The sequence below is a fragment of the Acinetobacter sp. 5862 genome, from assembly GCF_024494585.1.
GTDB lineage: Bacteria > Pseudomonadota > Gammaproteobacteria > Pseudomonadales > Moraxellaceae > Acinetobacter.
The window spans coordinates 1-22,992 of the sequence record NZ_JANHGP010000015.1; the positions used below are offsets into that span (position 1 = coordinate 1).

Consider the following 22,992-nt stretch of genomic DNA (forward strand, 5'->3'; position numbering starts at 1 on the left):
ACCATTAGAGAAATTTGCTCAGCTTGTTGATTATCATAAGACTTTTCAAACTGTCGCACCTCATGTTTGAATTCGCCAGGTGTATGGATCAATCCTTATGATGGATATAAATATAGTCTGAATGGGCGTTTAAGCAAAACAGGTAAAATGCTGACGATAAATGCGAAAAACACGAATAATAATACATTTAGAAATATGACGTGGATTCGTCTCTAAATTTGAAATCTGTCTTTCAGAATTAGATTAAAAATCCATCAAAAAAGAGCGTATATAAATACGCTCTTTTTTCAAATAATTCTGTGATTTTTAGATCAATAACACATAGATAAAAATACATTTCAAATGAAGGAATGACTTAAACAGATACAGGTTTCGACTCTACCAAATGACTGGGTAAACCAAAAATATGGTCGAAAAGATAATTATAAACGAAGGTATAACAAGGTATCAGAACCATCAGGCTGAAATCTAACAAAAATGCTTTTATTAAACTGATCTGCATGATCCTAAACAAATTATTGTCGCGAGTAAACATTATGCTTTACCCGATCCACACATTCTGGTTTCTGAAACTTATTGGATGACTGATAATTTGTCGATGGCAATTCAGATGGTCGAGCAAGGATTGGGCTGGGGAAATTTTCCCCTTTCTGTTGTGAAAGCGCATTTTAACCAGCAAAGTTTAGCTCGTTTAGCATTTAGTGATACGACCAATCGATTAGATATGCCAATTCATGCGATTTGGCCAAGCTACAAACCGCTCAGCCAATCTCTGCAATTTCTTATTGAGTTTTGGGCAAAACAAATTCAAATCGAATAAAAAAAAGCCTGACATCCTGTCGGGCTTTTTCGTATTTCGCACTTTAGGTATAAATCCTGTTCTACCTCACGTCCTGATGCTCAAACTTATCATTCTTGTTTTATGTTTTGGAACTTCCTGTTCTTGATGAGCCCATATTAGGTGATTTAGATGGGTACGGATATGGGTCATTGACTGGAATTGGTGTAAGAAAAAACGTACAGATACGATTAGAGCTCGGCAAAACATATCAAAGTTTCTTAGAGAGAATATAATTTTTTCAAATCGACCTCTCTACAGGCTATTGAGATTTAAAAAACGAATAGGATATCGATCTTAATAAAATAAGATCAAAGCATTTCACATAGTGCCAATTGTGTTAAATTAATCAGTCATTTTTTATAAATAATAGTATTATATTTTTTTAATTTGGCGAACTATTATGTCTAATACCAATAGAGTAAACTCATTTAATGACTTCAAAAATGCCATGCCTCACCAAATTAATGAATATTTTTCTAATAAAAAATTAGAGGAGTTATCAATTCATGAATTAGTTTATACTTATTTGAATGTGAACTAGAATGTAACTAAACTTAAAAATCGTGAAGTTAGTACAAGCTTGCATGATTTAGTAGAAAATATTAGAGCTTCTTACAATAATAATCGAACTAGAACTTATACACCATTACTTGGTTGTTTTATGATTTTAGATCAGTTGGGTAGTATTGTTAATGATCCAAATAAACCATTAAAAAATGGAATAAAACAGATTCTAGATTTACATACATATGATGAAAAAACTATCCAATATTTATTGGCTCTAAGGAATGGACTAATCCATGATGGGAGTTTGACTAGTCGTGCGCAATATGCAGGACAATATCATACTATTTTTAGACTTGAACCGACATTAGCAACAACCATTGAATTTCCATCAACTGATTGGAATGGTGTTTTTGAAAATGAATTAAGTATTTACTGCTCTAAAATTAATTCAAAGCGATTTTTTGATGAGGTCTTAATAATAATTGACTTGGTTAAAGAAGCTCTCTTGGATAACCGATTAAACTTAAAGATAAGTGATGAAAAAGAATTTTTCTATAAGTTTTTATTTTAAATATTTTCTAAAACCAAAATAATACGCCTTATACGAAATACGTAAAAAGCCCCTATCTAGGGGCTTTTTAAACTCAACTCTAAATTAAACCGAGTGACCTAAACGCTCACCCATTACTACAGTTGAATTGGCTTTAAACTGCTCTTCCCACACCATTTTATCTTTTTCAAATAAAACCACAGCAGTAGAACCTAAATAGAAACGACCTAACTCAGCACCTTTATCTAACTGCATTTGATGATGCTGTAATTCAACACGACCTGTTGGTTTTACTTTACCCGTTGCAACAGTTTCAATGCCTGCCACAATCATTGCGCCGACTAAGACCACCGCCATACGACCGAGTTCAGTATCAAATAAACATACCATACGCTCATTACGCGCAAACAAACCTGGTACATTTTCAGCAGTGGTCTGGTTGACTGAGAACAACTCACCTGGAATATATAAAGTTTCGGTCAACGTGCCCGCCAATGGCATATGTACACGATGATAATCTTTCGGTGACAAATAAACCGTTGCAAACTGACCATCAATAAATGGTTTTGCCAGTTGTGGATCGCCAATTAATTTCTCAACAGAAAAGCTGTGACCTTTGGCTTGAAAAATATCACCTGCTTCAATTTTACCCAACTGTGAAATCGCACCATCCGCAGGACACACGATACTATCCGCTTGTTCATCTACACCACGTACACCTTGTTTTAATGCACGAGTGAAAAATTCATTAAATGATTTATATTGATTTGGATTCGTTTGTTCGGCAATGCTCATATCAATGCCGTATTTTGCTTTGAACGCTTGAATCACAGCAGTTTTCACCAAAACGTTTTCACTTGCTGCAACTTTGCCAATAACACGGCTCAGTTGATGTTGCGGTACTAAATTTTGTGCTTTGATAAAAAGTTGTTTTTTTAAATCTGCTGAAAAACTCAAGACGGTGACTCCCCTGAAATAATAGGACTATCGAGGCGATTGCCCCATTCACTCCACGCACCATCGTAGGCTCTGACTTGCCAATTGAGCAATCTAGCCAATATATACGCCAAACCCGAACGATGATGTGACTGACAATACACCACCACAGGTTGTTGTAAATTAAAGCCTAATTGTTCTAAACGTTGTTGAGTGCGTTCAAGCGGGTGTAATTTTAGATGATTTTCACGGTTTAGGGCAGTACTCCATTCAAAATGCAATGCATTTGGGATGTGACCACCGCGTCGCGCAGCTAAACGTAGTCCAGTATATTCTTCATTGGTGCGGCAATCCCAGAGCTGAATATTCTGTTGTTGAACCTGCTGAAGTAATTCATTGTATTCAACTCGATACTGTTGCACGCTATTCAAATTAACTTGTACAAGCTCGCTCACAGGGATGACTTTATCTATATCTGCTGTGGTTGGTAAGCCTGCCCCCAGCCAAGCATGAATCCCACCATTAATCAAACTGGTGCGGTTGAAACCAAGACAATGTAAATTCCAGATTAAACGCCCTGCCCACGCCCCACCTTCATCGTCATAAACGACAATATGATGTTGAGATGAAATATTTAATTTTTCGATGAGAGCTTGTAAACCTGCTAGATCAGGTAACACCCCATTCGCCTGTTCATGCTGTGCAACCAAGAATTTAGGTTGTAAATGAATGGCATGAGGAATATGCAATTGTTCATAAACCGATGCTCGGCTTAAATCAACGACACGAATCAGCTCATGTCCTAAATAAGGTACAAGTTCTTCAGGCTCAATCAGTAAACCCAGTTTAAAATCTACATCAGTCATTTTTATGCTATTTTCTATCCGCATTGAGTCAATTTTAACATAGCCGACTTTTTATCTTTGTCTGATTTTTTGCTTTCAATTAGCAGAAAATCAGCTATAGATTAGCTGACCTCTTCGATCTCAAACACTTGTCTTAAATATGCAAGGAAAGTTTCATTGTCAGTCATGGTTTTGCCCGAACTATCGGAAATTTTTGCTACCGACTGCCCATTACACTCCACTAACTTCAATACAATATTCAGAGGTTTTTGCCCCATATCATTGGTGAGGTTAGTGCCAATCCCAAAACTGACTTGAAAACGGTCCTTAAAATATTGATGCAATAGCCATGCTTTTTCTAAATTTAGACCATCACTAAAGGTCAGCATTTTAGTCTTGGTATCAATCTTCAATTTGCGGTAGTGCGCATACGCTTTATCCCCCCATTCATAGGGATCACCACTGTCATGACGTAAGCCATCAAAGAGTTTGGCAAAGTACAAATCAAAATCACGTAGAAAAGCATCCATTCCAACCACATCCGTCAAAGCAATACCTAAATCACCACGATATTCTTGTACCCATGCTTCTAGAGCCGCTTTTTGAAAATTACGCAATCGGACATCTAAAGCTTGAAACGCTTGTAAAAACTCATGTGCCATCGTCCCGATTGGGCTAATACCCAGCTCTTTAGCAAGTAGAACATTACTGGTTCCACGAAACACTTTTGGTGCAACCGCATAAAAGGCTTGTACCACATGTTTTTGCCATTCAAAACTATAACGACGGCGTGTGCCAAAATCCGAAACTAAAAATGGTGGATCACTCTCTTTTTGTTCTTTTGCATATTGTTCTAACTGAAGTAATTTCTGTTGTAAGCGACGCTCACCTTCCGCCAATACCTCATCGTTACGGATACGGCGGAAATACAACTCATTGACGATCGCCAATACAAAAATCTCAAACATCATGGCCTGAACCATCGGCCCTTCAATCCGAATATCCAACCGACCCGATTCATCAATACTGGCTTGGATAAAACGTCTTTTTAACTGGAATAATTCAAGGTAATCAACAAAATCACTTTTGATGAAACGTAAAGAACGAAGATATTGCAACTCATCTTCAGAAAAACGCAATTCACAGAGTAAATCAAGCTGATGATTTAGATCTTCTAGAATCTCAACCAAAGGATAAACCGTATCTTCTAAGTTTCGACAGCGAAATAAATACACGCTATGCGTCTGTGGAAATTGATGCAGCACCACTTGTAGCATGGTGAATTTATATAAGTCAGTGTCGAGTAAAGATCGAATAATGGCAGACATAGCGGATGGTTATAACCGATTCTTTTGTATAATAGCTATTGTTATACAATCAATTGACTCTTATTGAATAGTAGACTTTTGCTGCACAACTCATTTTTATATGCGGTGTCTGTTACACTGCCTCACTCTATTTCACCTATTTTTTAATCTTATGCGCGCATTAATTCAACGAGTTTTAGAAGCGAAAGTCGTGGTTGAGGGCCAAACCACAGGTGAGATTCAACAAGGCTTACTGGTATTTTTGGGAGTCGGTAAAGAAGATACCCTGGAAAAAGGCCAGAAGCTGATTGACAAGATTTTAAAATATAGAATCTTTGATGATGAGAATGGCAAGATGGGGTGGAATCTAAGCCAAGCTCAGGGCGGACTTTTATTAGTTTCACAATTTACTTTGATGGCGCAAACACAAAAAGGCTTACGCCCTGACTTTGGACCTGCCATGCCGCCAGCCGAAGCGAAAGCTTTGTATGCGCAATTGGTTGAGTATGCACGTCAACAATTTGCTCATGTCCAAACAGGTATTTTTGCTGCTGATATGAAAGTTCATTTAATTAATGATGGGCCTGTGACTTTTAATTTAGAAATTGAATAAATGAGACATAAAAAAACTCCCTTTTAGGGAGTTTTTTTCAGGTTGGTTTATTTGCCTGTTTTTTCTTTAATAAAGGCACGCGCCTGACGAATTTTTTCTTTTACAGCTTTTGGTACTTTCGGTGGAATCAATTTTGCCGCCTGGTTAAACCAAACCAGCAGGCTAAAGTCACCTTCCATTTTAATGCTGCCATCTTGCATACCTGTCATGAATGCAGTTGGATCACCCTTCACCAAAGTTTTTACGCCTTGCTCACTTGAAGCAAATTGCAAAATAAAATCAGCTTTTTCAGGGCTGCCCGCAACCGTATCAATTTTGCCACGGTTCACAATAATCTGACGTGCCAAACCTAAATCTGTACCAATTTGAATACGAAATTCACGATCATGAACCAATTCAATAAACTTCGGGCTCGTACGTGCCAATTGCTTCATACGTAACGCCAAACCTGCCACTAATAGATCAAGTGGGTCAGTGCTTACATCAACGATCGGTAACTGAATCACAGGTAAAGAAGAAAGCTTCATGACATTTATGCCCACAGTATTATGATGAAAATTAAGACAACTGTATCCTAGCACAATTGTTGCAAAGGCGGTAAAAGCTTTGTTTCAGAAAGTTAGTGCAACAAAGGCATGCTGAGCATGCCTTTGATGTAGTTCAAATTATTATAAATTATCGGCTAGAACATTGTTGTTGGTCATCCTTATAGACTGGCGTATGTTCAATATACTGACGTTTCGCCAATTGCTTTTGTGTTTGTTTGTCTTCACGTAAAAGTATGAATGTAACCGTTACCATCGCAAGGCTTAAGGCTGTCAAATAACTATAGGCGACGGACATTTCAAACAGGGTTTGCACCCCAAAGCGCACCACTTCCAGCAGTCCCCAGCACATCATACCTGCCAACATAAAACCTAGCCAACGACGATAAGGAGAAAAGAAAACAGCAATAACTGCGACAGCGATTAAGCCAAATCCAACCCACATGGTGAAATTCGCTGCTTCCATAGAAACCTCCGTCTTTAAAAGGTGGTTTGGATCGTGTCCAAACCTCATATTTGTTCTGTAATCTCTAAACAATATTCGGTGTTGCATTAACGTCTTTATGCATTATGGAGGGTTTTTTATAGAAAAAAAGAGCTTGAAATTAACCATACGACACAAGGTGTCGCAATATGCTTTTGTCATTACATTTTTTAAAATTACAAAAGTCTCAAAGTGCTATATAGCATCAATTACGGCGTGTCATTACAAAAAAATATCGATCTTTTTAATCATTCAGAAACTTTTTTCAGAATTTTTTTATCGTTGTTTTTCTATACATTTAGACATAAATATGACGGAATTGTGACGTATTTAAAATAAAAAATGCCGCTTGAAAAACGGCATTGGATAAAGCTTAAACAATTTGGGTGTTTTTAGAACAATCCGTCTTTAAGCACGGTTCAGGTCCTTGTCATGCATTCCCAGCAAGTACAGGACACCATCCAGACCAACACTTGAAATTGCCTGATTGGCATTTTGACGAACAAGTGGTTTAGCGCGGAACGCCACGCCTAAACCTGCGATTGATAGCATTGGTAGATCATTAGCACCATCACCAACAGCCATCGCCTGCTCTAATGAGATTCCCATTTTGTCTGCCAATTGACGCAATAATTCAGCCTTACGTGCGCCATCCACGATCGCACCTTTGACTTCACCTGTCACCAACCCGTCTTGTACATCTAAAATATTGGCATGTACCTCATCAATACCGAGCTTTGCTTGTAAATATTCAGCAAAATACTGGAAACCACCCGATAAGATTGCCGTTTTATATCCCAATGCTTTCAGAGTCGAGATTAAACGTTCCGCCCCTTCCGTCACGGTTAAACGTTCTGCAATTTTAGGTAATACAGAAGCATCCAAGCCTTTTAATAATGCAACACGTGCACGAAAACTTTGTTGGAAATCGAGTTCACCTTGCATGGCACGCTCAGTAATTTCAGCGACCTGTTCACCGACACCTGCTTCTAGCGCCAATTCATCAATCACCTCTTGTTCAATCAAGGTTGAGTCCATATCGAAACAAACCAAACGACGATTACGACGGTAAGCATTATCTTCTTGTACCGCCACATCAATATTCAGTTCACCTGACAAACTCAAACATGCAGCTCGCATCGCTTGTGCATCCAACATTTGTCCACTTAAACCAAACTGAACACAGGCACGACGTGGAAATTGGCTTTCTGCATCGAGATCTAAACGACCAGATAAGCGTGTTACTGTTTCAATATTGAAGCCCTGACTCGATACAATTTTAGTGACTGCCTGCAAATGCGCAGCGGTCAGCTCTGGTGCAAGTGCCGTCACGATATAACGTGTACGCCCACCTTCACTCACCCATTGTTCATATTCTGCGTTGGAGATTGGTTTAAATCGCACAGTTAAGCCAATATCATGTGCTAAAATCAGGATCTCTTTCATTGCCAATGCGGTTGCAGTCTCATTATCCGATGCAACAACAATTCCTAAAGTGAGTTGATTATGGATAACAGCCTGCCCCACATCGAGTATTTGCAAAGAATGTACGGAGAGCACCTGCATTAATCGAGTAAACTGATTCGGTTGATCTGGTCCTAAAAAGGATATAAGAATGATTTCACGCATGAATTGACTCGTGGTTGAGCGACAACTATTGTATGTAAGAATCATAACATAACCTGACCTGAATCTATTTGATTCTTATTTATCTTGGAAGTTTAACTTGAATGCGCCACGCCAAGGGCTATTTGCTAGCCTGCTGATCGTAAGTTTTGCACTGCATACCTTTTTACTGGTGATTGCAACGACACATCAACTCAATGAAAACCGCACCAGTCAGGGACAACTGATGACCAGTCAGCTTGTGGCAGATAGCCTTTCAGAACTGGAACCTGCCAACACGGTCTCATTGGCACTGGTGGCCAACCGTTATGCAACCAACCCAAGTGTCGCATCCATTCGTATCCTCGATGCCAATAAACAAGTCCTTGCAACCAGTGGTATGGCAAAGACGCGTCAAGGTGAAGTCTTTGTTCGAGATGCGCTACAAAATGAAAAGAAAGTGGGAACGGTTGAAATTACGCTTATCCAACCAAGTATTGGTGAAATCTTACGCACGCAGTGGCTGGCGATTTTGGCATCTTTATTTATTCATGGGTTGATCTGGTTGGCGTATCGTGCCATTGCACGTCCAACACGTAGTGAATATTTAGCTCGTATTAACCAAGAAAATCATCTTAAACATGAAATTCAACGTTTAACTCAGGCTCTCGCACTTGAGAAGCAAAATACAGTCACGTTAGTTGCACAAGCACAGCAACAGGCAAAAGCTCAACCAAAATCACGTATTGAAAAAGCTTCAACAACAGATCAACAAGTCAATTTAGATCATCAAACCGTCGCACTGAATATCCAGTTTTATGATCCAAAACAACTGTTGAGCAGTGTCAACCAATCCGTTTCTGTGCCTTATTTTAAACTCTGTCAATTATTCTTGGATAAAAGCATTGATCTCTGTGCGAAGCATTACCAACTCGACGCTGCACAAATGAACGTCGTTCAAGAATTTAATGCCGAAGGCGCAACCTTGTCGACGACATCAGAACATCCTCATGCATTAGAATGCCTGATGATGATTGGTGCTGTTTTCCAGTTATTGGCAGATGTTTTATATAAGCGTTATCGTGAAGATAAACGTTTTGCACTACAAACACGCGGTGCTGTTGCTAGTGCTGTAGACGCGATGCAATTAGATGCCATTGAAGCAGCCAAGCGCTTAACTCAACACTTACATGCCAAGGAAGCAGCTTTACACCTCAATCATGAGCAACTCAAAACGGTTCAAAACAGTTATGAATTAGTTGTGATGCCAAATCCGAGTAGTATTATGACTCGTCATGCCTTTATGATTAATGGGATGAATGAGCAATGTGCCACCGTAGCACAAAACCTGCGCACTGAAATTTTGATGGGTAAAAAAGTAAAAGCTTCGACTGAATCTTAGCTCGATCGAATGTATCGATTCAAATTCAAAATGCAACGCTCCCTTACAGGGCTATAAATGCCCATTAGGATAAAGCGTTGCTTTATTATTTGCTTGATTCACTTTTTTAATTGATAAAGAAGCACAGGCGAAATTTATTAAAATACGGTAAACTACACCAGATTTATCGAATACTAGTGCCCTAAAAGGCAGCATAAAAGGTGAAAGCGAATGCCGCTGAGTCGTGTTGAAGAGCTTGTCGCAGATATTCGTGCAGGCAAAATGGTCATCCTAATGGATGATGAAGATCGTGAAAATGAAGGTGACTTAGTCATCGCTGCAACGCATGTTCGCCCTGAAGATATTAACTTCATGATTACGCATGCGCGCGGCCTAGTTTGCCTAACTTTGAGTCGTGATCGCTGTAAACAGCTTAATTTACCGTTAATGGTAGATCAAAACGGTGCACAACATGCCACTAACTTCACGCTGTCGATTGAAGCAGCTGAAGGGATCAGTACCGGTATCTCCGCTGCTGAACGCGCGCATACAATTCGCACCGCAGTTGCAGCACATGCTAAACCAAGCGATATCGTTCAACCTGGTCATATTTTTCCATTGATGGCTCAACCAGGCGGTGTATTGCACCGTGCAGGTCATACGGAAGCAGGGTGCGACCTCACCCGTTTAGCAGGTCTAGAGCCTGCCTCTGTTATCTGTGAAATTATTAATGAAGACGGTACCATGGCACGCCGTCCAGACTTAGAAGTTTTTGCAGAAAAACATGGTTTAAAAATCGGTACAATTGCGGATCTGATCCATTACCGCATGACCAATGAACAAACGGTTGAACGTTTGTCTCAAGAAACCATTGATACTGAATACGGTACATTTGAACTGTATAAATATCGTGAAATTGGTAATCCAGATATCCATTTAGCTTTGGTAAAAGGTGAGCCGAAAGAAGGCGTGACCACTGTTCGTGTCCATGGTTTCAACCCTGTTCGTGATCTTTTAAAGCTTAATAAAGCCGATGGTTCTCCAGCATGGAATCTTGATCTTGCAATGAAAACGATTGCTGCAAGTGACCGTGGTGTATTGGTTTGGATTGGACAAGATCACTTGGAAGATTTAGGTCATGCCATTCATCATTTGAACCAACCAAAACCACTGAAATCAAATGCAGCTCTATCGCAGCAATATCAAACAATTGGTGTCGGTGCACAAATTTTACGTGATCTTGGTGTTGAGAAAATGAAGTTGTTGAGTTCTCCACTTCGTTTCAATGCTTTATCAGGATTTCATTTAGAGGTAGTGGAATATATCACTGCCGATCAAATCACAGCAAAATAATCGAGGTTGCTATGGCAATTCGCCGAATTGAAGGTTTATTACATCTCGCAAGCGAAGGTCGTTATGCGATCTTAGTAGGACGTTTCAACAGCTTCGTAGTTGAACATTTACTTGAAGGCGCGATCGACACTTTAAAACGTCATGGCGTTTCAGAAGATGCGATTACTGTTATTCACGCACCAGGTGCGTGGGAACTTCCTATCGTTGCAAAAAAATTAGCGGCTTCAAACAAATTTGATGCCATCATTGCACTCGGTGCAGTGATCCGTGGTAGTACACCACATTTTGATTTTGTTGCAGGTGAATGTGCGAAAGGTTTAGGTGTAGTTGCACTTGAAAGCACAATGCCTGTGATCAATGGTGTCTTAACCACAGACAGCATTGAACAGGCAATCGAACGTTCAGGTACGAAAGCAGGAAACAAAGGTAGCGAAGCTGCATTGACTGCAATCGAAATGGTTAACTTATTAAAGGCAATTTAAAGCATGTCGCAAACACTTCAGGCCGCTTATGCAGCGAAACGCAAAGCACGTCGTTTTGCTGTACAAGGGATTTATGAATGGCAAATGAGTCATAACCCTGTCCATGAAATTGAAGCACGTACACGTGTAGAAAATGCGATGCACAAAGTTGACCTTAACTATTACCATGAATTACTCACTCAAGTGGTTGCTCAACATGAAGCTTTAGATGAGTTACTCATCCCTGTACTTGATCGTGAGTTAACTGCACTAGATGGTGTAGAACTTGCAACCTTACGACTTGGTGCTTATGAATTACGAGATCATCTCGAAGTTCCATACCGCGTTGTACTTGATGAAGCAATTGAGCTAGCAAAACACTTTGGTGGTGCAGACAGCCATAAATACATCAATGGTGTATTAGACCGTCTTTCATCAAAGCTTCGTGAAGCTGAAAAACAACAAGCAAAATAATAGGCTTGATGTTGCATGGCTGAGTTTTCAATTATTGAGCGGTACTTTAAACGTACATCAAAATCTGATGTCAGTTTAGGTATCGGTGATGACTCAGCCATTGTTACCCCTCCTCCCTCACAACAACTCGTGATCTGTGCAGATACATTGGTTGCTGGTCGACATTTTCCCTTAGATACCTCTGCCCATGCCATTGGCTGGAAAAGTGTCGCGGTCAATTTATCTGATCTCGCCGCAATGGGTGCAAAACCCCATAGTATTTTACTCGCACTCAGCCTCCCTACAGTTGATCATGACTGGTTGGCTGGATTTAGTCAGGGTCTTTTTGATTGTTGCGATCAATTTGGTGTTAGCCTAATCGGTGGCGATACCACTCAAAGCACCCAACTCACTATAAGTGTCACCGCTTTAGGCTGGATTGAACAAGGTCAAGCCATCACGCGTGCAGGCGCACAAGTCGGCGACTATGTCTGTATTAGTGGACAGATTGGTGATGCCGCGTTTGGATTACAACACTTAGGACATCCTCTACAACAACGCTTAGATTATCCAACACCTCGTTGTAATTTGGGGCAACAGCTAAAAGGTTTAGCCTCAAGTATGATTGATGTTTCAGATGGACTCGCACAAGATTTAGGACATATTCTGAACGCCTCAAAAGTAGGTGCAACATTACAGCTTGAGCAGCTTCCGATAGATCAGTCACTAAAAGAATTAGATTTGAGACAAGCTTGGCATTATGCGCTTGCAGGTGGTGATGATTACGAATTATGTTTTACAATATCACCGCAAAATTTTGAAAAACTGTCGCGACAACAATTAGATGTTCCGCTTACAATAATTGGCAAAATTACCCAACAAACTGGATTGTTATTTGAGTATATGGGTAAAAATTACCCACTACAAATTCATGGATACCAACATTTTGCATAAGCCTCCCATTCACTTCAAACAGATGACTTGGTTCGATCGCTGCATCGTTTTCTGCGGGGTTGGATTTGGTTCTGGTCTCAGTCCTAAAGCACCGGGAACATTTGGTTCTGCATTTGCATTGTTATTTACACCATTATGGTTATATCTCGGTTTTAATTTGAGTGTTTTAGCAATTCTTATCATGTCTTTGGTGGGCATATACATCTGTGGGCAAACAGCGAAAGTCATTCATGTACACGATGATGGTCGAATTGTGTGGGATGAATTTGCAGGACAATCTATTACGCTCCTACCCTTGCTCTATCTACAGCAATTAAATTGGTTATGGGTCATTGTCGGTTTTATTTTTTTCCGTATATTTGACATCTGGAAACCATTTCCGATTAGTTGGGCAGACCAAAAAGTTACTGGTGGTCTAGGGATTATGCTTGATGACATCATCGCAGGTCTTTGGGCAGCACTCTGTATTTTTATTATTCTTTTTTATTTTTTGACTTAAGCCATTGAATTAGAGTTAGTTATGTCAACAACTGTTATTATTCTTGCAGCGGGGAAAGGAACGCGAATGCGTTCACAACTACCAAAAGTATTACAACCACTTGCAGGCCGCCCCCTCCTCGGTCACGTCATTCAAACGGCGAAAAAATTACATGCCCAAAATATTATTACGATTTATGGTCATGGTGGTGAACTCGTTAAGCAAAGCTTTGCTGCTGAACAAATAGAGTGGGTTGAACAAGCAGAACAGTTAGGAACAGGTCATGCTGTTCAAATGACTCTCCCTGTATTACCTCAAGATGGTATTTCTTTGATTTTATATGGGGATGTTCCACTCGTTCGTCAAAGCACGCTTGAGCAGTTGCTTGAAGCTTCTAGCCAATCTGGTATTGGCATGATCACTTTAAATGTTGAAAACCCAACAGGTTATGGTCGTATCGTTCGTCAAGCAGGCAAAATTCAAGCCATTGTTGAACATAAAGATGCCAATGACGAACAGCGTCAAATTCAGGAAATCAACACGGGCATTTATTGCGTAAGTAATGCCAAATTGCATCAATGGCTACCAAAACTGTCTAATAACAATGTTCAAGGTGAATATTACCTCACGGATATCGTGGCAATGGCTGTTGCGGATGGCTTAGAAATTGCTTCAATTCAACCTGAGCTTGAATTTGAAGTTGAAGGTGTGAATGACCGCCTACAACTTGCAACTTTGGAACGTCAATTTCAGCAACAACAAGCAAAAGAATTGATGCAACAAGGCGTACATTTAATTGATCCAAATCGTTTTGACCTACGTGGAACTGTGAAATGTGGTCAAGATGTACAAATTGATATCAATGTCATTATTGAAGGTGATTGCGAATTAGGTGACAACGTTCAACTTGGCGCAGGCTGTATTTTAAAAAATACTCGTATTGCGGCAGGCACTAAAGTTCAAGCCTATAGCATTTTTGAGAATGCGATTGTTGGAGAAAACACTCAAATCGGTCCTTTCGCCCGTCTTCGTCCAGGCGCAAATCTTGCGAATGATGTGCATATTGGCAACTTCGTCGAAGTTAAAAATTCTAATATTGGTGTAGGCTCTAAAGCCAATCACTTTACTTATCTAGGTGATGCAGATATAGGTGCTGATTGTAATATTGGTGCAGGGACCATCACTTGTAATTATGATGGCGCAAATAAACATCGTACTGTGATTGAAGACAATGTATTTATTGGTACCAATAACTCATTGGTTGCACCAATTAAAATTGCTCAAGGTGCAACCACAGGTGCAGGCTCAACTTTAACTCGAGATGTGGCAGAGCATAGTTTAGCTGTCGAACGATCAAAACAGTTTGAAAAAGCAAATTATCAGCGCCCCCAAAAGCTGAAAAAATAAGAGGATAAAATTATGTGTGGTATTGTTGGTGGCGTTGCTGAACGATGTGTAACTGATATTCTGATTGAAGGATTAAAACGTCTGGAATATCGCGGTTATGACTCTGCGGGTTTAGCATTATTGAATAATCAACAAATCTTACGCGAACGTCGTGTAGGTAAAGTTGCAAATTTAGCTGAAGCCGTATCTGAACAGCATTTGACTGGTAATGTAGGTATTGCCCATACCCGTTGGGCAACCCATGGTAAACCGACTGAAAATAATGCTCATCCACATGTTTCAGGTGATGTCGCTGTTGTACATAACGGTATTATTGAAAACTACCAAGAGCTTAAAGATGAATTACAAGCGCTAGGTTATATCTTTACCTCACAAACAGATACTGAAGTTGTTGCTCATCTTGTCAACGATGCTTTAAAGCAAACTGATAGCTTACTTGAAGCTGTACAAAAAGTTATTCCTCGCCTAAAAGGTGCTTTTGCGCTGGGTATTGTGCATACCGCACACCCTGATGAATTGATCACTGTGCGCGAAGGTTCACCATTGGTGATCGGTGTAGGTATTGGCGAGAACTTTATTAGTTCAGACCAATTGGCTTTATTACCTGTTACTAATCGCTTCGTTTATTTGGAAGAAGGCGATATTGCCCGCTTAACCCGTAACAGCATTGAAGTATTTGTTGATGGTGAACGCGTTGAACGTCCAATCAAAGAACTGGATGCAACCGTCAGCAATGCATCAAAAGGCGAATATAAGCATTTCATGCTCAAAGAAATTTATGAGCAACCAGAAGCGATTCAGCAAACGATTTCACAAGCATTAAATGGCAATAATTTGCGTGAAGATTTTCTTCAACATGCCAATGCGGATTTTGACAAAATTCAGCAAGTACAAATCATTGCCTGCGGTACCAGCTACCATGCAGGAATGATTGCAAAATACTGGTTTGAACAGTTGATTGGTGTACCTTGTCAGGTTGAGATTGCCAGTGAGTTCCGCTACCGTACGCCAGTGATTGTGGCAAATACCCTGTATATCTGTATTTCTCAGTCTGGAGAAACTGCGGATACCTTGGCTGCATTACGCGAAACACAAAAACGTGCTCAAGCTCAGAACATCGACATTAGTACCATGACCATTTGTAACGTTGCCACTTCATCAATGGTTCGCGAAACAGATCATCATTTACTCACGCTTGCAGGTCCTGAAATCGGTGTTGCCTCAACCAAGGCATTTACCACTCAGCTTGCAGCATTGATGTTGTTGATCTTAAAAATTGGTCAAGTTAAACAACGTCTTGCAGATGCTCAATTGAAGGAAATTACAGAAGCGCTATGGCATTGCCCGAAAGTAATTTTAGATACTTTACAAGGCAATACTGAGATTCTGCGTCTATCAGCACTGTTCGTTGAAAAGAACCACTGCTTGTTCTTAGGACGTGGCACACACTTCCCTATCGCACTAGAAGGCGCATTGAAACTGAAAGAAATTTCATACATTCATGCTGAAGGATATGCGGCTGGCGAATTAAAGCATGGTCCATTGGCTTTAGTAGACAATGAGATGCCTGTCGTGATCTTGGCTCCACAAGATGAAATGCTCGATAAGTTAAAATCGAATATGGAAGAAGTTCAAGCTCGTGGTGGGGAATTATTTGTTTTTGCTGATGAAAACAGTGGTATTCATGGTAAAGATCGCCAACATGTCGTTCATGTTCCAGCTGTCAATGAATGGTTAGCGCCAATTGTATATAGTATTCCTGTGCAATTGCTCTCGTATCATGTTGCTGTATTACGTGGTACCGACGTTGACCAACCACGTAACCTTGCCAAGAGCGTAACAGTCGAATAATTACAAAATAAAAAAAGGAGGGTTATGTATGAGAGTAATAAAGTATCATCCTAAGTAATATAGTTTCATCTTAGGTAATAAAGTATCATCTCATATTGCTCAAATAACAATCACCTGCTATTCTTAAATTAATGAGAGTAGCAGGCGATTTGCTATGGCGACTGAAAAACAACAAGACAATTGGATAAAAGAAGGTCGTGGTCAAGGCTACCTAAAGAACTATAAACCTTGGGTAACTGTGCGTGATTTTGGCTCAAAAGGTCGCTCACATCGTGTATATGGACATACAACCAAACGTACACATCATTTATTGTCTGATTTAGAACTTGCAACCTTTCTACTTTTAGACTGGAATCCATCAGTTACTGATATTCGGGAACAGTTTCCTTTACCGCTTCAAGCCACAACTCAAATTGCAGAACAAGCTCAAATTACTCATCCTAGAGTTCGTAATGCCCTACAAATTATGAGTTCAGATTTTTATGTAGATCGTAAAGATTCTAAGCAACCCAATTTTGCTCTACAAACAAAATATGTAGCAGATTTGGAAGATATTAGAATCATTGAAAAACTTGAGCTGGAACGAAGATATTGGGAAAATACAAAGACACCTTGGTACATTCTTACAGAAAAAGATATTCCTGCAACTGTACTTCACAATATCAAATGGCTCTATCCTGCTATGAGGGAATCTACCATTCCTGTTTATGAAAAGCTCGATGACTATATGCAGAAATTTGCTCAATATCCTCATCTCACATTAATTGAACTCAGTAAAAAAGTAGATCAGGCATATGATTTAGAACTGGGTTCATCGCTATCAGAAATTCGGGAGCTTCTTGCTCAACGTTATTTTATTTTTGATATAACCAAAGACTATAAAAAGCTCAAATTATCTGAAATTACATTAGGTGATATTGAAGTGTGGGAGGACATTCGCCATGTTTCGAATCAATGATGTTTATAAACTACAAGATAAATCTTTTCGTATCCTTAAAATGACACCTTATCACATCATATGGATTGATATTGATAGTTCAAGTGCCAACCCCTTTCTGAGCGAAAAGAATGAGTTAATTCAATCTATAGAAGCAAATGAAGCGGAATTGATTGAAGATCCTTTCGCAAATATCGCATTGATGAAAGTAATTGAGGGAAGTATTCAGCAGCAAAAGCGTGATACAGGAATGGAGTTAATTAGACCTCTCATTACACATGATCAATTTTTTGATCCATCCATTCGCTTTGATCTTGTTAAACGTATATTGGAGCAGCAGAAATCTACTCACCAGACGATTTACAGGCTTGCCCGCAGATATTGGCAACGAGGTCAAATACCTAATGCACTTATTCCGAGTTATCAAAATTCTGGTGCTAAAGGTAGTAAACGAATTGCCAAAGATAAAAAGCTGGGACGACCCAGAAAATCTATGCCAGGTATAGGGGCACTTATTGATGTAAATATTGAGCGACTATTTAGAATCAACATCAATAAATACATGTTAACCAAGGATAAACATTCTTTAGGTTATGCCTATCGTAAGTTTTATACGATGTATCATTCATTATTTCCTGATGTTCCAGATAGTGAGCTTCCATCAATATGGCAGTTTAAACATTTTTATGAGCGTGAGTTTCCTAAAGTTGCTCAACTTACTGCCCGTAGCAATCCAATTCTCTATAACAAGGACATTCGGGCACTTCACTCAACAGTGAATACCCAAGTCTTAGGGCCAGGATCACGTTATGAGATTGATGCAACGATTGCCGATATTTATCTTGTTTCAGATTCTGATCGTGCTTGTATTGTGGGAAGACCAACGATTTACTTCGTTGTTGACGTATTTAGCAGAATGGTAGTCGGTTTTTATATTGGTTTTGAAAATGCTTCATATGTAACCGCAATGCAGGCTCTACAAGTCGCTATGACCAATAAAGTTGAGTTATGCAAACAATATGGTTATGAAATTACTAGTGAAGAGTGGCCTTGTATTGGATTGCCTGATGCTATTTTAGCGGATCGTGGAGAATTATTAGGTCATCAGATTGAGGCACTTGAACATAGTTTTTCAATTCGGATTGAAAATACTGCGCCATATCGTGGGGATTTAAAGCCTATTGTAGAACGTTATTTCAGAACTGCTCAGGCAAAATTTAAACCTTTTGCTCAGGGTGTGGTACAACCCTTTAAAGAAAAAAAACGAGGTGGCTCAGATTATCGTCTAGATGCTACTTTAACAATTCAAGATTTTAAGCAGATTATTATTGGTTCAATCCTCACTTACAACCTGACCCACCAATTAAAAAAGTATGATCGTGATATTGATATACCAACGGATTTACCTTTAGTTCCGATTCATCTCTGGAACTGGGGTATACAACACCGAGTGGGCAAATTAAAACAGGTTTCCGAAAAGGCATTACGTGTTGCACTGCTTCCTAAAACCAAAGCAACTTTATCTGATCTTGGGCTTAAAGTTTTTGGTGTTTTCTATTATTGTGCGGAAATTCATCAACAAGGCTGGATGCACCGTAAAAAATCAATCTCAAGACCAGATACTTTACAAGTCGCTTATGACCCAAGTAATGCTGAGATGATTTATGTGTTTTCTCAGGAAGATAGCCTACACTATTGGGAAGCTGTACTTGCACCAAGATCAAGAGAATTTGTGGGTTGTAGTTTCTGGGAGGTTTGGCAGGTTCAACATGAACAGAAACAAACCCAAGCAATTCAAGAACTGGAAACCAATAAATCTAAAGCTGCTCTTGAAGAACATATAGAATCCATTATTGCTCAGGCCAATGCTCAAAAACCAAAGACAGCATCAAGCAAAAAACAACGTGTTACAGGCATTAGGGAAAACCGTCAACGGGAAAAGAATCATGAACGTTTGGCGAGGAAAGCAGATCATCTGAAAAATCTACCTCCTGAACAACCAACTGAAACAGTATCTGAATCAACAAATAACATTATTCAGATGCCTAAGCCCAAACAGAAGCTGGAACATGATGAGGATTACCAACTTACTTTTGGTATTTATCAGGATTTGCTGGAAGATATTGATCACTCAGATGATGAGGATTAATACATCCAGCTCTACTCTAGGATATGTTTATGACAAATCAAAATGATTATGCAGTATATACACCTAGCCCAGTTTCGGATTATCAGGGAAATCCATTTATCGAGGCTTTGCCACCCATTTTTGAGGCACAGGACACGATTCAAGCGATAAAAGGTTCAATCGAATTCAAACAATCTGATCGGCAGTTACCGAATAATACTCGTGCTCATATTATTTCACAGTTATTTAATAACTTTTTTCATCCTATCCGCAGACACTTAGAATTAGAGCAGAAAATCTCCATCATGCTGAGGAAAGGCTATGTGGGGAGGAATATTGTGACTGGCGACTTCAATCGAATTCTAAACCGTAGTCATCAAATCGCCTTATCCAACAATTTTGAACCAACACCCTCTAATGATGTACGTTCTACAGCACAGAGCCTTACCTTTATTGGTTTTTCTGGCAGTGGGAAAACCACAACCCTGAACAGAATTTTAAGAAATTACAAACAAAAGATTTACCACCCTGAGCATAACTTTACCCAACTTGTCTATTTAAAAATCGACTGCCCTTATAATGGCTCACTTAAGTCTTTATATTTAAATTTCTTTAGTGCTGTAGATCGTGCATTAGGAACAAATTACGAAAAACAATATACGCAGAAACGCCATAATGAACAAAAGCTGTTACAGCTTATGGGACATATTGCCCATCTTCATGCCATTGGCTTATTAGTCATTGATGAAATTCAACATTTACTGGCAAATCGCTCCAAAAATTCGGATGAGATGCTCAATTTCTTTGTCACATTAGTCAATATTTACAGTCTACCCATCATCATGGTCGGGACACCTAAAGCAATTCAAATCTTTGAGCAGGATCTCCGTTCATCACGTAGAGCGGTAGGTTTTGGTTCAATTCATTGGGAACCAATGAAAAATGAGCCTGCAATCACTACACCAGATGGAAAAGTTAGAAAATCCGAATGGATGACATTTACTGACTCACTCTGGAAGTATCAATGGTTGAGAAAATCGGACCCTATATTATCTGAAGAATTACGCCAATGCTGGTTTGATCTTAGTCAGGGTATTCTGGACATTGTGGTCAAACTGTTCGTTCTGGCACAGATACGAGCGATTGAATCAGGTTTGGAACGCATTACGGTTAAACTGCTTAAAACCACATTTCAGGAAGATTTTAAACCGATTCATAAAATTATAGATGTCTTACGCTCTGGTGATGCAAGACGAATTGCAGAATATTCCGACTTGATTACACCTGAAGTAGATCGACAATTATTAAAACTGATCTCCCGAATTGAAGAAAGTAGCCTAGATCAAAATGACCAACTGGCAGAATATCGGGGTCATGCTGAATCCATACGCCTGCATAATTTATTGCTTGAGCTTGGTTATGATTCCCAGCTTTTAATTCTCCTTGTTAAAAGGGCATTTAAAGAACATCCCGATCGAAAATTAACTGAGCTACTCCCTATTATTATGCGTTGGTTAAATCAGGATGTTACGCAAGAATCTAGCTCATCGTCATCAAAACCAAAATTATCACAAGGTAAAAGCACCAAGCCTGATCAATGGCAAACCTTAGATACGGCAGACTTACGTTTTCAATTCTCACAAAAAGAAAGTGAACATAGCTTTTATGAACATTTAAAAGCTCAAACCAATATAGTTTTTGATATTGATCACTGGCTCAAACAGGTCAGTTAGCCATGTTAAACTTTCCCATGCCTTACCAACACGAGCTGATTTACAGTACTGTGGCTCGGGCAGGGACTCGTTTGGCTTTGGACAGTCCCAAACAATTACTGGATGAAGTCTTTGAAAACCGTAAGGTGATTGCAACTGTAGATTTACCTTGTCACCTAAATGCTATTATGCATCAGTTTTCGAATCATCAGTTTACTGTTGAAGATATCGCCTATCAGCATACGTTGTTTCCGATCTATGCCCTCTTTGTCCCTGAGAAAAGACGACAACAATGTTTAAAATGGATGGCCGATATTTCTCAAGGTTCAATTCATCTGGCTTTAGGCGTTAATGCCTCACGTATCCCACCTATTCATAAATTACGTTATTGCCCACAATGTTTAGCAGAACAATTAGAGAAATATGGCGAATATTATTGGTTTCGCTTATGGCAAATACAGGGAGCTTGCTGTCCCCAGCATGGTCAATTGATTGACTCAGATCTAGATTTAAGATCATTACATCGGCATGATTTTTTAGTTCCATCTCATCAATCATGTCCTAAAATAGAACAAGCCATTGCCAGTTCTGACGATATTTTTATTACCTCAAAATTGTTAGAGTTATTGACCTTGCCTCCCTCTGAGTCACCCAGTTATGAACAATGGACCATGTTTTATTATGAATTGGCTCGGCAAAATGATTGTAGTCGGGGACAACGACAGATTTTTCATGAATGTATTCTAGAAAGAATAACTATCCGTTGGTCAAAGAAATTTTTAGAGCAGTATTGTTTAGCCGATTTAACTTCCGAAACATCTTGGTTACATAACATTTTCAGAAAACATCGAAAAAGCTTTAGTTATCTGGAGCATATCGTTACGATTGAGGCTTTAATCAATAGAGAATGGTCTTTTGCTGAAATTCTCCAACAAGTCCGCTCTTTCCGTAAAATAAATCAAAATAATCATATAGATGTTCATAACAATCATATTACTGATCTCACCATAAAAAACAGAGAAAATTGGCTGAATTTGATCAGACAAAATGGTGTAAAGCCTGCCCGACTTTTAAATGCTGCTTTATATGCCTGGTTATACCGTAATGACAAGAATTGGTTATTAGACACCAATCAGGTTTTTCATCAAAAATACATTCCTCAAGGTACTAAAGTGGATTGGCATAGCCGTGATCTAGGTTTCGTAAAACAGTTGATTAAACTTAACAATGATTTACTCTGGGATCTAGATAGTCCTAGACGTTCAGCAAAATGGTGGATGAAACAAATCTTGCATAGCTCAACTATTGAAAAAAACCTTTCTCTATTACCATTAACAGAGCTATTTCTAAGAAAATATAATGAAAGTATTGGTTTCTATCAAATTCGGCGTATTAGTAGAGCACTGATCAAACTACAACTTGAACATCAAAATAACCATCGGTGGCGTGTATTAAGGTTATCAGGTCTAAGTGAGGAAAGGCTTACGGAGGAAGCAAGTTCTTTTTTAAATTTCTCGTAGCCTAAACCATCTATTTAAAACCAAAATTAAAAATATAAATCAAACACTATAGCTAAATTCTAAAAAATATATCACACTAGGCTTTATGGGATATTCAACAGATTTTAAAGAAAAAGTCATAGAA

General features: G+C 39.2%; 20 protein-coding genes and 2 pseudogenes. 15 read left to right on the forward strand and 7 right to left on the reverse strand.

Features of this window, described 5'->3' with window-relative positions:
- Positions 1–355 precede the first annotated feature (355 nt).
- Positions 356–502, reverse strand: a pseudogene (locus NO346_RS02145) (chlorhexidine efflux transporter); the annotation flags it as partial.
- A 3-nt stretch (positions 503–505) separates the two neighbouring features.
- Here NO346_RS02145 and NO346_RS02150 point away from each other — a divergent pair.
- Both NO346_RS02150 and NO346_RS02155 read left to right on the forward strand, forming a co-directional pair.
- Positions 506–820: pseudogene (locus NO346_RS02150) on the forward strand (LysR substrate-binding domain-containing protein); the annotation flags it as partial.
- A 601-nt stretch (positions 821–1,421) separates the two neighbouring features.
- The gene (locus NO346_RS02155) at positions 1,422–1,919 is read left to right on the forward strand and encodes a hypothetical protein (RefSeq protein WP_256414067.1); all 498 of its coding nucleotides are present in this window, start codon (positions 1,422–1,424) and stop codon (positions 1,917–1,919) included.
- Between the two features lie 84 nt (positions 1,920–2,003).
- Here NO346_RS02155 and asd read toward each other — a convergent pair whose 3' ends face one another.
- From asd to pncB, 3 genes are all read right to left on the reverse strand, one after another.
- Positions 2,004–2,855, reverse strand: a complete 852-nt coding sequence (asd, locus tag NO346_RS02160; RefSeq protein ID WP_256414068.1) for an archaetidylserine decarboxylase — start codon at positions 2,853–2,855, stop codon at positions 2,004–2,006.
- Positions 2,852–3,700, reverse strand: a complete 849-nt coding sequence (locus NO346_RS02165; RefSeq protein WP_256414069.1) for a sulfurtransferase — start codon at positions 3,698–3,700, stop codon at positions 2,852–2,854. The genes asd and NO346_RS02165 overlap by 4 nt, the downstream gene beginning before the upstream one ends.
- A gap of 101 nt (positions 3,701–3,801) precedes the next feature.
- Positions 3,802–5,007, reverse strand: a complete 1,206-nt coding sequence (gene pncB, locus NO346_RS02170; RefSeq protein WP_256414070.1) for a nicotinate phosphoribosyltransferase — start codon at positions 5,005–5,007, stop codon at positions 3,802–3,804.
- A gap of 151 nt (positions 5,008–5,158) precedes the next feature.
- Here pncB and dtd point away from each other — a divergent pair, with 151 nt between their 5' ends.
- Positions 5,159–5,599 carry a D-aminoacyl-tRNA deacylase gene (gene dtd, locus NO346_RS02175; RefSeq protein ID WP_256414071.1) on the forward strand — a complete coding sequence of 147 codons (441 nt, stop codon included), beginning with the start codon at positions 5,159–5,161 and terminating at the stop codon, positions 5,597–5,599.
- A 47-nt stretch (positions 5,600–5,646) separates the two neighbouring features.
- On the opposite strand, the gene NO346_RS02180 is transcribed toward dtd, so the two are convergent.
- The 3 genes from NO346_RS02180 to serB all read right to left on the reverse strand — a co-directional run bounded on the left by NO346_RS02180 (position 5,647) and on the right by serB (position 8,257).
- Positions 5,647–6,126, reverse strand: coding sequence for an SCP-2 sterol transfer family protein (locus NO346_RS02180; protein ID WP_256414072.1), 480 nt, complete (start codon positions 6,124–6,126; stop codon positions 5,647–5,649).
- Between the two features lie 148 nt (positions 6,127–6,274).
- Positions 6,275–6,610 (reverse strand): ciprofloxacin tolerance protein AciT, encoded by a 336-nt coding sequence (gene aciT / locus NO346_RS02185; RefSeq protein WP_256414073.1) that lies wholly within the window; start codon positions 6,608–6,610, stop codon positions 6,275–6,277.
- Between the two features lie 426 nt (positions 6,611–7,036).
- Complete coding sequence (gene serB, locus NO346_RS02190; protein WP_256414079.1) at positions 7,037–8,257, reverse strand: phosphoserine phosphatase SerB; 1,221 nt, start codon at positions 8,255–8,257, stop codon at positions 7,037–7,039.
- A gap of 97 nt (positions 8,258–8,354) precedes the next feature.
- On the opposite strand from serB, the gene NO346_RS02195 reads away from it, so the two are divergent.
- From NO346_RS02195 to NO346_RS02250, 12 genes are all read left to right on the forward strand, one after another.
- Positions 8,355–9,635 carry a hypothetical protein gene (locus tag NO346_RS02195; RefSeq protein ID WP_256414074.1) on the forward strand — a complete coding sequence of 427 codons (1,281 nt, stop codon included), beginning with the start codon at positions 8,355–8,357 and terminating at the stop codon, positions 9,633–9,635.
- A 210-nt stretch (positions 9,636–9,845) separates the two neighbouring features.
- The gene (ribBA, locus tag NO346_RS02200) at positions 9,846–10,967 is read left to right on the forward strand and encodes a bifunctional 3,4-dihydroxy-2-butanone-4-phosphate synthase/GTP cyclohydrolase II (RefSeq protein WP_087547578.1); all 1,122 of its coding nucleotides are present in this window, start codon (positions 9,846–9,848) and stop codon (positions 10,965–10,967) included.
- 11 nt (positions 10,968–10,978) lie between these two features.
- On the forward strand, positions 10,979–11,449 hold the full coding sequence (ribE, locus tag NO346_RS02205) for a 6,7-dimethyl-8-ribityllumazine synthase (RefSeq protein ID WP_004659764.1): 471 nt from the start codon (positions 10,979–10,981) through the stop codon (positions 11,447–11,449).
- Positions 11,450–11,452: 3 nt separating this feature from the next.
- Complete coding sequence (gene nusB, locus NO346_RS02210) at positions 11,453–11,902, forward strand: transcription antitermination factor NusB (RefSeq protein WP_004659763.1); 450 nt, start codon at positions 11,453–11,455, stop codon at positions 11,900–11,902.
- A gap of 15 nt (positions 11,903–11,917) precedes the next feature.
- Complete coding sequence (thiL, locus tag NO346_RS02215; protein WP_256414075.1) at positions 11,918–12,835, forward strand: thiamine-phosphate kinase; 918 nt, start codon at positions 11,918–11,920, stop codon at positions 12,833–12,835.
- Positions 12,813–13,334, forward strand: a complete 522-nt coding sequence (locus NO346_RS02220) for a phosphatidylglycerophosphatase A (protein ID WP_087543523.1) — start codon at positions 12,813–12,815, stop codon at positions 13,332–13,334. Before thiL ends, NO346_RS02220 begins: the two co-directional genes overlap by 23 nt.
- A gap of 21 nt (positions 13,335–13,355) precedes the next feature.
- Complete coding sequence (gene glmU / locus NO346_RS02225; RefSeq protein ID WP_256414076.1) at positions 13,356–14,720, forward strand: bifunctional UDP-N-acetylglucosamine diphosphorylase/glucosamine-1-phosphate N-acetyltransferase GlmU; 1,365 nt, start codon at positions 13,356–13,358, stop codon at positions 14,718–14,720.
- A gap of 12 nt (positions 14,721–14,732) precedes the next feature.
- Positions 14,733–16,571, forward strand: a complete 1,839-nt coding sequence (glmS, locus tag NO346_RS02230; protein WP_256414077.1) for a glutamine--fructose-6-phosphate transaminase (isomerizing) — start codon at positions 14,733–14,735, stop codon at positions 16,569–16,571.
- Positions 16,572–16,725: 154 nt separating this feature from the next.
- Positions 16,726–17,529 (forward strand): TnsA endonuclease N-terminal domain-containing protein, encoded by an 804-nt coding sequence (locus NO346_RS02235; protein WP_151723260.1) that lies wholly within the window; start codon positions 16,726–16,728, stop codon positions 17,527–17,529.
- Positions 17,513–19,657: a Mu transposase C-terminal domain-containing protein gene (locus NO346_RS02240; RefSeq protein WP_151723261.1), complete on the forward strand. Its 2,145-nt coding sequence runs from the start codon at positions 17,513–17,515 to the stop codon at positions 19,655–19,657. Before NO346_RS02235 ends, NO346_RS02240 begins: the two co-directional genes overlap by 17 nt.
- A gap of 29 nt (positions 19,658–19,686) precedes the next feature.
- Positions 19,687–21,369 (forward strand): AAA family ATPase, encoded by a 1,683-nt coding sequence (locus NO346_RS02245; RefSeq protein ID WP_151723262.1) that lies wholly within the window; start codon positions 19,687–19,689, stop codon positions 21,367–21,369.
- A 2-nt stretch (positions 21,370–21,371) separates the two neighbouring features.
- A complete protein-coding gene (locus NO346_RS02250) occupies positions 21,372–22,868 on the forward strand; it encodes a TnsD family Tn7-like transposition protein (RefSeq protein ID WP_151723263.1) in 1,497 nt (498 codons plus the stop codon).
- The last annotated feature ends 124 nt before the right edge of the window (positions 22,869–22,992 follow it).